This is a genomic window from Marinobacter alexandrii (genome assembly GCF_005871205.1).
Lineage (GTDB): Bacteria > Pseudomonadota > Gammaproteobacteria > Pseudomonadales > Oleiphilaceae > Marinobacter > Marinobacter alexandrii.
In genome coordinates, this window is the sequence record NZ_SWKM01000011.1 from 207,603 (window position 1) to 218,803 (window position 11,201).

The 11,201-nt window shown below is 55.3% G+C and carries 7 protein-coding genes; 5 read left to right on the forward strand and 2 right to left on the reverse strand.

The genetic code is table 11. From position 1 onward, the window contains the following. The first annotated feature begins 29 nt into the window (after positions 1–29). The 5 genes from FCS96_RS01165 (at position 30) to FCS96_RS01185 (ending at position 8,424) form a co-directional block, all read left to right on the forward strand. Positions 30–2,153, forward strand: coding sequence for a type VI secretion system Vgr family protein (locus FCS96_RS01165; RefSeq protein WP_138439602.1), 2,124 nt, complete (start codon positions 30–32; stop codon positions 2,151–2,153). Positions 2,154–2,156: 3 nt separating this feature from the next. After that, positions 2,157–2,711 (forward strand): DUF4123 domain-containing protein, encoded by a 555-nt coding sequence (locus FCS96_RS01170; RefSeq protein ID WP_228263995.1) that lies wholly within the window; start codon positions 2,157–2,159, stop codon positions 2,709–2,711. Between the two features lie 38 nt (positions 2,712–2,749). Next, entirely contained in the window at positions 2,750–6,811 is a 4,062-nt protein-coding gene (locus FCS96_RS01175; protein ID WP_138438414.1) for a hypothetical protein, read from the forward strand. Beyond that, complete coding sequence (locus FCS96_RS01180) at positions 6,804–7,865, forward strand: hypothetical protein (RefSeq protein WP_138438415.1); 1,062 nt, start codon at positions 6,804–6,806, stop codon at positions 7,863–7,865. Before FCS96_RS01175 ends, FCS96_RS01180 begins: the two co-directional genes overlap by 8 nt. Positions 7,866–8,022: 157 nt before the next feature. Continuing rightward, positions 8,023–8,424 carry a DUF4124 domain-containing protein gene (locus FCS96_RS01185; RefSeq protein WP_228263996.1) on the forward strand — a complete coding sequence of 134 codons (402 nt, stop codon included), beginning with the start codon at positions 8,023–8,025 and terminating at the stop codon, positions 8,422–8,424. Positions 8,425–8,487: 63 nt separating this feature from the next. Here FCS96_RS01185 and FCS96_RS01190 read toward each other — a convergent pair whose 3' ends face one another. Beyond that, positions 8,488–9,678, reverse strand: coding sequence for an OmpA family protein (locus FCS96_RS01190; protein WP_138438417.1), 1,191 nt, complete (start codon positions 9,676–9,678; stop codon positions 8,488–8,490). Between the two features lie 294 nt (positions 9,679–9,972). Beyond that, the gene (locus FCS96_RS01195) at positions 9,973–11,112 is read right to left on the reverse strand and encodes an OmpA family protein (protein ID WP_138438418.1); all 1,140 of its coding nucleotides are present in this window, start codon (positions 11,110–11,112) and stop codon (positions 9,973–9,975) included. Between the last annotated feature and the right edge of the window lie 89 nt (positions 11,113–11,201).

Sequence of the window (11,201 nt, forward strand, 5' to 3'; positions counted from 1 at the left end):
AATTCAGAATGCTTCAAAGGATTGAAGGCATGCCTCAGGCAAATGGATTGCAGTTCACCGTCCGTGTCGGTGAGTTTCCCTCAGACGTTTTTTCTGTAGTCGGCTTTGCGCTGACCGAAGCCCTTTCCGAGTTGTTTCATGGCCGCTTACAGCTGGCCAGTACCGATCCCGCTATTGGCGCCGCCGATGTGCTCGAGGAACCGGTTGAACTGATGGTCTGGCAGGATGGTGAACCTCTGCGTCGCTTCACCGGCGTGGTCAGTGAGTTTGTTCGCGGCGACACCGGCCACCGCCGAACCCGCTATGAACTGGTCATTCAGCCGCCGTTGTGGCGGTTGGGGTTGATGCACAACAGTCGGATTTTCCAGAAACAATGTCCCGACGCCATTGCACACACGCTGCTGGAAGAGCGAGGCATTGTGGATTCGGTACTTGAGCTCAAGCGCGAGCCGGCGGAGCGGGAATACTGCGTTCAGCACCGAGAGAGTGATCTGGCGTTTCTGGAGCGGCTGGCGGCGGAGGAAGGCTGGCATTTCCGCTATCAGCATGGCGCGGTGGACGGCAGTGCACCAGTCGGGCTGATTTTTTCCGACCATCATGGCGATGCGCCGGTTCTGGTTCCAGTCGGATATAACGCCTCTGCGGGTGGTAGTCACCGGCAACTGTCGGTGTTCCGGTTTCGTTACCAGGAACGGGTACGCGCCGCTTCCGTGGCGCTCAAAGACTACACCTTCAAGAATCCCGCCTACGCGTTGATGCATGAGCAGAGCGCCAGCGCGCCCAACCATCGCGACGACTACCAGCATTTCGACTACCCGGGCCGGTTCAAGGCCGATGTCAGTGGCCAGCCCTTTACCCAGGCGAGACTGGACGCGCTTCGAAACGACGTTAGCACCGCCCAGGGCGAAAGCAATCGCCCGGACTTTGCACCGGGGGCCAAGGTTGAACTCACTGATCACGACCAACCGACCCTGAACCGAGACTGGCTGCTCACGGCCGTTATTCATCAGGGGCAGCAGCCGCAGACGTTAGAGGAAGAGGGCGGATCGGAACCGACTACCTACCACAACCGTTTCAGTGCCATCCCCGCAAACCTTACCTGGCGGCCACAGTGTACCCATCGCCCCATCATGGACGGACCGCAGATCGCCATCGTCACCGGCCCCGAAGGAGAAGAAATCCACTGCGACGTACATGGCCGGGTTAAGGTGCGTTTTCCCTGGGATCGTTACAGCCAGAACGATGAACACAGCAGTGCCTGGCTTCGGGTCAGCCAGGGCTGGGCTGGCGGGCAATATGGTTTCATGGCGTTGCCCCGCATCGGTCACGAGGTGATTGTGTCCTTTCTGGATGGTGACCCAGACCAGCCGATCATCACCGGGCGCACTTACCACGCCACCAACAAACCGCCGTACGCACTGCCGGAACACAAAACCCGCACCACCCTGAAAACCCAGACTCACAAGGGTGAGGGCAGCAACGAATTACGTTTCGAGGACGAAGCGGACAAGGAACAGATCTACATCCACGCCCAGAAAGACCTGGACCTGCTCACCGAGCACAACCGCACCGAAGTGATCAGGAACGACAGTCACCTGACCGTGGAAAACCATCGCTTCAGCCATATCAAAGGCAATGCGCATCGCACGATCGATGGCGAGAGGCGAATGCAGACGGGCAAGGACCACAGTTTCTCGGTGGCAGGCACACTACATCTGAAAGCGGGGGCGGCCTGGTTGAATGAAGCTGGCACCGAACTGCACATCAAGGCCGGGCAGAAGGCTGTCATCGAAGCCGGCGCGGAAATCACCCTCAAGGCCGGCGATGGCTTTGTAAAGATCGACCCCAGCGGTGTCGCCCTGGGCGGAGCTGCGATCAAGGTGAATGCCGGCGGAGCGCCGGGTAAGGGCAGTGGGCAGAAAACGAAGGTGCCGGAAATGCCCGGGTTGATTGAAAGGGATGGTGAGGTGGTGCCGCCTGTGCAGTTGGATGATGTCGGTCAGCGAATGAATGCCGAGCCAAAGCCAGTTGTAGCTCATCGCCTGAAACAGGCGAGAATGAACAGGTCTGCGGTTGTTCAGAAATGCCAGGAACAGCCTGATGGTTCCTGCCCTCTCGGCAATTGCCCCTGCGGGAAAGCTCAGCAGGTGTAAATAATGAGAGCGCACTTCATGGTTAAAACACCTGAAAAGATGAATAGAACGCGGTTTCTTGTGCTCGAATCTCAGCATAAGACGCCCTTACTTCAGGAGCTGTACCAGACAGCGAAAGCCCCTTCGTGGCTGTACCTGTTTGCAGACACAGAATGGCAAGCTTATGTCGAAGAGGGTCCGGTGCTTTTGGAAGCCGGACAGGAAAGTGAGGAATATTGCTGGGCCCTAAAAGCTCTGAAACAAGGTCGTCTTAGCGGACTGATTCTTGAATCACCGCAGGGACTTAATGCAGTAGCCAGATGGTTAAGGGAACGCTTAACCGTAAATATTGGTGGCCACCGCCAGGGGCTTCTTCGCTTTTACGATCCTTTGATCTGGGACCGGCTTGAACCCAAAACAAACGCTGATGCAGAGGTTATAGAGCGGGTGATCTACTGGCATGGAAAGCCCGGGCAACAGCGCTGGATGACTACGGAAAACCCAGAACCCATTGCCATGTCGCCAGTGCCAGCACTGAACGAACAACAATGGTCGGCATTGAATGCAATCAGCTCCTAGCCATGAATTTATCGTTCTAAGGGAAGGGAAATACAAGGATGTCTGAAGCTACATCTAGCAAAGCAGCAGGAAGCTGCGCCCCAGCCTGCGAAGGCGAATCCTTGATCATCGAGGTGATCGGCAAGGATCATCCCGTGGGGCACTCGTTCCAAATCTTTGACGAGAGTAATTATGAACAGCAGGAGTGGTTGGAGAGTCAGGTAAAGATTGAGGAACTTGAGGATTCAGTCCTCCATGTCTGGCCTTGGAAAGGTCAGCCGGAGCGGAATGTCTGGCTTGAGATTGATGCTGAAGAAGGTGCTCCAATCCGCGTGCCTTTTTTGAAGCAGACTGGCGCTGTTGACCGGCAAATGGAACGGCAACGTCACGTTATATTGCCAATCGTTCCCGCCACACTTATTTCAGGTGTTGAGGTTAAAGGCAACAATCCGATTCACCATGTCATGTCACGCGCCGGTTTTTTGTACTTGTTCCTCGAAGGCGTCCTATGGCGTGAGCTTGAGGTAAGAATCGACGAAGCCGGTGTCACCACCTATCACGATGTTCCGCTGCACCAGCACCGGAACCGAAACGACAATGACAAACTGAACCCCGCCTATCGAGAGGTTACTGGGGCAGGGTTAAGTGAAATCTGGGCTCCGGCCTGTGCAGATGGCGGCTGGTTCACGCTGGAAGCGGCGTACAGTGAGTCCCAGTGGCCGGGGGAGCGCGTCAACCACCTCGAACGCTCAGGTGCTGATCGGCGTCACCGGTGCAATCGAATCAGCATGCGATTTACCCCAGACAGCAAAGAGAGTGTTGAAACCCTGCTGATCAGCAACGGCAACACCACAGCGTTTCTGGCTAGCGAACTGGGGCCACAGCGCCCGAGAAAGCCTGCCGTTGAATGGGGATTTGATCGCCCTGAACAGTATCTGTTGGATACCCAGAGTAAATATCCCAAATCGGCTATGGATTCGGCACTGTCCATACATCAGCGACAGGAAGATCCGGATCCTGACGACCCGATTGCAGAAGATGAACGACCGGAGATGACGGCATTGGCGAACTGCCTTCACAAGACAGTCCAGGAAGTGGAAAGTGCAAATGCCCAACGCTGCTTCGCTGAAGAGCAAGAGCCCTTCACTTGGTATGGCACTGAACCGGCGACGAACGACTGCACCGAAAGCGCGAAAACGCGTGCCATTGGGGTGATTCGCCTTGACGACCCTCTCTACCAGCTTCGTTACAACAACCAGCGACGCCAAGTTGCCGCTTGGTTTGCGAACGCCACGACGCGCCGTGCAAGAGCTAGACCCTATTTTGACTCTGCACTACTGGTGAACTCTGTTTTTGAGCCTGAGTACATTGGGGGCAAAGCCAACGCGTTTCATAAACATATGTCTGAAGTGTTTGGTTCTGGGCGGAGAGAGTTCGAACGCTCCATTGCATTATCGGAGCGCAGAATGGCTCGCGACTACCTGGACCAACTCCACAGCGATTTGCTCGGACGCTTGACCGACGAGCGAACTCAACACGCGTTGACCGATCTGTTCACCCACTACAGCTATGACTACGCCGGGGCGTTCAAATTTTTATCCTCACTGATTATGGATCTGGTGACGGAACCGAAGGAGTGTGACGCTCTGGACGCGAGTGTCGAAGGTTCCGTTGATGGCAGAGGAAAGCGGTGGCTGGAGAGATTATGTGAGGGCAAACACAGCCGAGTTTTGTATTCGCTGCTCTTTCCCCGGTTTTCTTCAGAGGATCAGGAAAAGCCCTACGAGCCACCTTCAGAGCACGACACCAATCATGGCAACGGACGTTTCCGTGGTACCGAACTCGCTGCAATGAGTGATAAAGGTCTGCCCGAGTTCGATGAATTGAAAACAATAGATGGGTTTGAGTTGACCGCTGAGGCCGAAGCCGGCGCCTATGAAACGTTGCTGACATCCCATCTTCGTTTCGGTGGCCAGGTGCTGATGGGCATACATGGCAACATGTGGGTGTCTATTCATCATGCCAGTCAGGCCATATTTGCAAGAGACACCAAGCTCAAAGAGATCAAAGACGAGCTAGAGGAACTGAGGCTCGAAAAAGCGAAATTGGAGAACCAGAGGTGGGCGCGGGAACGCAATATCAACAACCTCCATGCAAAGGCGCAACAGCTCAGTGATATTCAGGACAAATTGAACCGTTTGGATAACCAGCGTGAATCCTTGACTCGTCAGAGGGACAGCCTGAACAAGAAAGCCATTCTGGGGCAGATGAAGTTGTACTCCAATTCCCTGGAACAACTAAGGCGCTCTCTCCCTGGCTTGCTTGGAAAGATGGAGCTAATGCGTTTGTCCAAAGCCTTGCAAAAGGATTACTTCGTTTTTGAAATCAGTGCACGGCGACCAAGCGCAAAACGCGGCTCAGATGCCATCCGGTTGTTTGGTGATGTCTTCAATGTTGAAGGTGCGCAGTCGTCTGGTCAAAAGAAGGTAGAGGCGTCGACAAATAGCAGTCGAGCACAGGCCGCAGGCATTGCCTCCGATGTAGCAGAAGACGCCTACGTGCTTGTGTTACCTAAAACCGAAGAAATCACCCAGATGGTCGAGAAGATCGCAGCAGCTGAATCTCGGTATCGGGATGCGGTGCACAAGCTTACGGATCTTGAAGACCTGAGCGGCGTGAATCCTGACATCCTTGCCGCAGCGGCCGTAGCCGCACGGCGACTGGATGAGGCCAGAGCAGAAGTAGCAAAAGCAGAACAAGGCCTCAAAGACTTTGATCGCGACCTAGGGACACAGCGCGACGCTTCTGCTCGAAAAGCCAAATATGTGAGTGATGTCGAGGCGGCAAATGATGCTGCCAATCGAATCGACCAGGCGGAAATCGACAGCAAAAGGTCTGGCAGGCTTTACCGGGTGCTGAACAAGCCGATCTTCCCGGTATTTGTGGGGATGTTGGAGATTTACAACGCATCGAGTGTGCTTTCCTGCTCATCACGGGAGGAGCGTATTAAAGGAGAAGATGCAGCGTTTGTTGGCCGATTTAGTGCGCGTTTTGATCTTGTAGCCACAGGTGCAGCGCTCAGTGAACGATGGCTCCTCGGCCCTTCGAAGGTGCTTTCGCTAAGCCCTCCTGGAGAGTTTGGAAAGATGCTCGCGAGGCGTTTGGGGGCACCCTTGACGGTCCGGAGCGGCCTCGGTGTAGCTGCCGGCTTCCTGATGGCTCTCGATAGTGGGCTGGACGCTATGTATGAGTACCGGATGGGTAACCATAAGGTCGCAGTTGGTAATGGGCTTCTTGCAGGTAGTGGGCTGGCTTTTGGGTTTGCGAGCCTCGTAGGCAAGGCAGGCACCTTCCTGGTGTTAGGCCCGGGTGCATGGTTGGCTGTTGGGGCTGCGTTGGCTGTTTCCGGTCTGGTCATGGTGTTTATGTTCAGTGACGAGCCATTGGATATCTGGATGCGTCATGGGCCATTCGGTCAATTGAATGAAAAACCATTCCTGAAGGAGCCTGCAGAGGCTTACTATCGGCTTATCAGTCTTTTGATGGGCGTCTCTGTCAGGCTTGAACACAACCCGTTACGTCGCGCCGCCCAGTTAGGGGAACTGGAGGAAAGTGATAATAAGAGGATCAATGCGCTAGCGGCCTCGGCGGAACGAGTGGTAGTGGAAAGTGCGATACCAGGACTGTTCAATGCCAATGGCATTGTCGACATCATTCCCAAACTCCAGCTAGCGGAAACTATTGCGGTTGCAAAAGGACGGAACGCCCATGCCCGGACAAATCGGTTAACGGGGGAGGCCGTAAAGGAGCTTATCCTTTTGACAGAGCATTCCGACGCGGGCGTTCACTTGTACCTGAATGCGCCGCAAAACAGTCGGCAGCGGATTGAATCCAGCTATTTCTGGCAACCCAACCGATGGGAAACCAAAACCTACCGTTGGTCTGCCAAAATTCAGGTCAAGGCGCGAAAAGCGCTGGGAGAGAAACAGATGATCTTTCCTGCACCGCCACCTGAGGACCCATTAACATACAGTGAGAAAAACAACGAGCATACTAAGCCTGATTTCGCGACCAGAGATCAGCCGTTTTGGTATAGCGAAAGGGTTCAAGAAAGTGATTGATTCGAACATCAATGCTGTAAATGCTGGTGGTTACTACGAAGATACAGCTTATCGGTCGGGCGCTCTGCCTAAACAGGCTGATCAGCACGAGGAGATGAACCGGTCTACATTGGGGAGCTCTGCCAGTTTTAGGCTCCCATGGGGCAATGCCCGGAATGTTCTCCCTCCAGACTTCCTGAGTGACCATTCGCCAAAGAAGTTGAGAAAGTTAGAGAGGCGTGAAGACTTGGCCAAGAAAATTGGGCTTCAGTCAGAAAACAACCACGAGTGTTTCCGATATGCCACTCTGGCCTTAAGGGCGCGCTTCTTTGACATGATGAGTGTGCTTGGAAAGCTGTGGCTTTTCCTAGTTACACCTGTGGGCTTGGCTGATATCTTCCTAATGTCGCCATTATTTGAGAACGATGGAGAGACTTGGTCTGAGTATCTTCATAGTATTGCTACCCCTGCGGTTATTCTCCTGCTGGGAGGCGGGGCACTGCTGTGGTTTTTCTCATACATAGCTGTCCGACTTTTTACCAGTTACCTCCTCAAAGCAGGCCGCGGCCCAGAATGGGAGTTCAACCGCCGAACCGGCATGGTCACGGTTTGGCAGTACCCCCGCAAACTGCCGTTCATGCCACGCAAGTTACCCACGGTAATCGAAAAACCCTTCTATGAATTCGACGCCTGGTGCTGCGCACGGGTAGACCGCCATGGCAGTTTGTTTGATCTGGTACTGTCTCATCGCTACAGCAAACTGGATGTCACTGTCGGCGACATCCTGGGGTCTCACGGACACCCAAACATGTGCTATGCCTATTGGGATTTCATCCAGAATTACATGGACGTCACCAGGCCACTTCCGGATTTTCCTTTGATCGAAAAATACCGCGACATGGATCCAGTGACGGCAGAACACGACCGTGAGACTGGCCGCCCAGAACGTTATTGGCGTGACATGGATATGGATACTTTCAAGAAAAAAGTCGATCGGATGCATACCGACGTCACTATTATCGACACGGTTTCACGACCGAATTTGATGGAGGAAAGGGTTCGCTACGCGACCTGAGTTCCTCAATCTGAGGCGTTATCGCCAGTTCCGATTCACTCTAAAGTGCAGAGTCAGTGGCTGAACTCTGCGGTGGCAGACGGGCCGCGGAAACTAACAACCGATAGGGATGATCGTTTTGCTGAAGTCGTTCTTCGTTTTGTCGATGGTTGTCTCTATGTCAGTCAGTGCCGGCGTCTACCGCTGGGTCGATGCCGACGGCAACACTCACTTTGGCGATCAGCCGCCGGCTGAAGTCGCGCCTAAGAAGGTTAAAGTAGCTCCGCCTCCGGTTAGCAACGACGCTTCAGCCCAGGAGCGTCAGCAGCGCATGCAGGATTTCCTTTCAGAACAGCGAAAGGATCGGGAAGCGCGTCAGGTGGATCAGGCGAGAGCTGCAGAGCAAGAAGCCAAGAAGGCGAATTTCTGCACCAAGATGCGGGCTCAGTTAAAGAACATGGCGCGGCTCTCTACGTTTTACGATTTGGACGAGAACGGTGAACGGGTTTATGTCACCGAAGAGGAGAACGAGCAGCTCCGGAAAGATTTCCGGGACAAGGTGAAGCAAGCTTGCGGCTGACCCGCTCATTTAAAAGGCGCCCATCAGGGCGCCTTTTTCGTTACTGCAGGAGTACGCGGCGAATCAACGATTAACTTTGATACGAGCCTCAACCCGGCGATTGGTTGCACGGCCTTCTGCAGTGTCGTTGGAGGCGATGGGCTGGGCTTCGCCATAACCTGTGGCGCTGACCCGTGCCAGGTTAACCCCGAGAGCATCGGTCAGGCGTGCGGCGACGGCTTCGGCGCGCAGCTGCGACAGGTTCCGGTTGTAGTCCGCTGCACCGGTGCTGTCGGAGTGGCCGGCAATTTCAACGGTGGTTTCAGGGTTGGCTTTCAGGAAGTCCGCAACCCGGCGAATTTCGTCATCGTAAGAATCACCGATTTCGGCGCTGTTGAGCGGGAAATTCACTTCGATTTCGAAGGTCTCAATGGTCTTGGTGATGCCTTCGCAGCCTTTGGCATCCACCTTGGCGCCGGCGGCGGTATCCGGGCACTGGTCGACGCTGTTCACAACGCCGTCGTTGTCGCTGTCAAGTTCACAGCCGCGACCATCTACTTTTGCACCGCGGGGTGTGTTGGGGCAAGCGTCACGGGCATCGACAACGCCGTCCTGGTCGCCATCAGGCTGGCAGCCGTTGCGGTCGACTTTGGCGCCGGTGGGCGTGTTCGGGCACCGGTCTGCACTGTCGATAACGCCGTCGTTGTCAGCGTCGGGGGGCGGAGGCGTGGCGTGTACGAACGCCAGGCTCAGGCCCAGGGATATCTGGGTATCGAAGGTGCTGTCTTCAACGCCGTGGAATTCTCGCAAGTCAGCGCGTAGGGACACGATGTCGGTGATGTTGTAGCGCACACCGGCGCCTACGTTGAATCGGGTTTCATCGTGGTTGCTGCCTGCGGTTCGTGGCGCCGCTGCGTCGGTACCGAAATCCGCATGGCCAGCACCCGCTGACAGGTACGGGTTCCAGGCTTCTTCAGGTCCGGCGAAGTAGTAGATGGCGTCCATGCGGATCTCTTCAAAATCGGATGAACCCAGCGCGCCCTCGCGGTCGGCATCGGCCCGGGAGAACAGAGCTTCCACAGCCCAGTTCGGGGTGAAGCGGTATTCAGCGCCCACACCAAACGTACCGGTTTCGCTCAGCTCACGCTCACTGTCGAAGATTTGGTACGCGGCAAACGGATTGATGTAGGTGGTAGCCTGGCGTTCTTCAGCCACTGCCGGTGATGCCAAAGTAGCCGCGACGGCAGCCATAGCACATGATCGCATGATGCTCATGCAAAGCCTCCTGTTAGGGTGGGTAGTAAATAGCCGCTGGTGCGGAAATGTCGGTTAATCCGGAAATCGCGTCAGTACAGCAGAAAAAAGGTAACTGGCACTGAGGGTTATATCGGTACCTATATCCGAACTAGCACGTAACGGGAGGCCATTTGGTTCCAGTTGTTTTAGGCCTTTGGCGCGAAGTTGGAACCAAGCTGGAAGAGAAACTCAGAAACTCGAGGAAGGTGCCGGTGAGTAAAAAAAAGCGCCCATGGTAGGGGGCGCTTTTCTTGTTGCTTGGGTATCAGCGCATTAGCGTTGTACCTGGATGCGGGCTTCCACCCTGCGATTGGCTGCGCGCCCTTCGGCGGTGGTGTTGCTCGCCACGGGCTCAGTTTCACCGTAGCCCACTGCGGTAACGCGCTCGGGATCAATGCCGAGGGCATCGGTAAGACGTTTAGCAACGGCTTGGGCGCGACGTTTGGACAGCGTCTGGTTGTAGTCCGCATCACCACGGTCGTCACTGTGACCACCAATTTCGACGACTGTTTCGGGGTGGGCCTTCAGGAAATCGGCTACGCGACGGATTTCATCATCGTATTTGTTGCCGATAACGGAGCTGTTGGTCGGGAACTGTACCTCTACCTCGAAGGTTTCAATGGTTTCAGTCACGCCTTCGCAGCCGGTCGCATCGACATCCGCTCCGGCCGTGGTGTTCGGGCACTGGTCGGCACTGTTGACGACACCATCGTTGTCAGCGTCCAGCTCACATCCGGCAGTATTCACGGCAACGCCGGCCTTGGTGCCAGGGCACTGGTCACGGCTATCGATCACGCCATCGTTGTCGCTGTCTGCCGGCTTCGCGGGAACTGGGGCAGGAGCCGGGGCAGGAGAGGGAGATGTCGTGGTTCGGGCAAACGCAAGGCTGAAGCCAAGCGACACCTGAGTGTCGAATGTGCTCTCGTCGATACCGTGGAATTCACGCAGATCCCCGCGCAGCGAGAAACGGTCTGTGACGTTGTATCGTACACCGGTGCCCACGTTCACGCGGGTTTCATCGTGGTTGCTGCCGGAGGTGCCCATGCGGGACGAGTCGTTACCGAAATCAGCATGCCCGGCACCGAGCGATACGTATGGGTTCCACTTTTCTTCCGGACCGGCAAAGTAGTAGGTGCCGTCCACACGAACTTCTTCAAAATCGGAATCGCCGCTACCGTATTTATGGTCGGCGTTCGCCCGAGAGTACACGCCCTCAATCGCCCAGTGCGGCAAAAAACGGTACTCCACGCCAAAACCGTAAGTGACGCTCTCGTCGAGGGACCGTTTGTCATCAAAATACTGAAAACCCGCAAAGGGGTTGATGTAAATCGTGTCCCGGCGTTCTTCGGCTATGGCTGGCGTGACCAGCGTGGCGGCAACCGCAGCCATGGCACATGATCGCATGATGCTCATGCAGAACCTCCTGTCCGACTTTTTGAGTTGAGTTCGCAGGTGCGAAGCGGGCGCAGTTTGGCATAAACCTGCCGCAGATTTTAGTATTT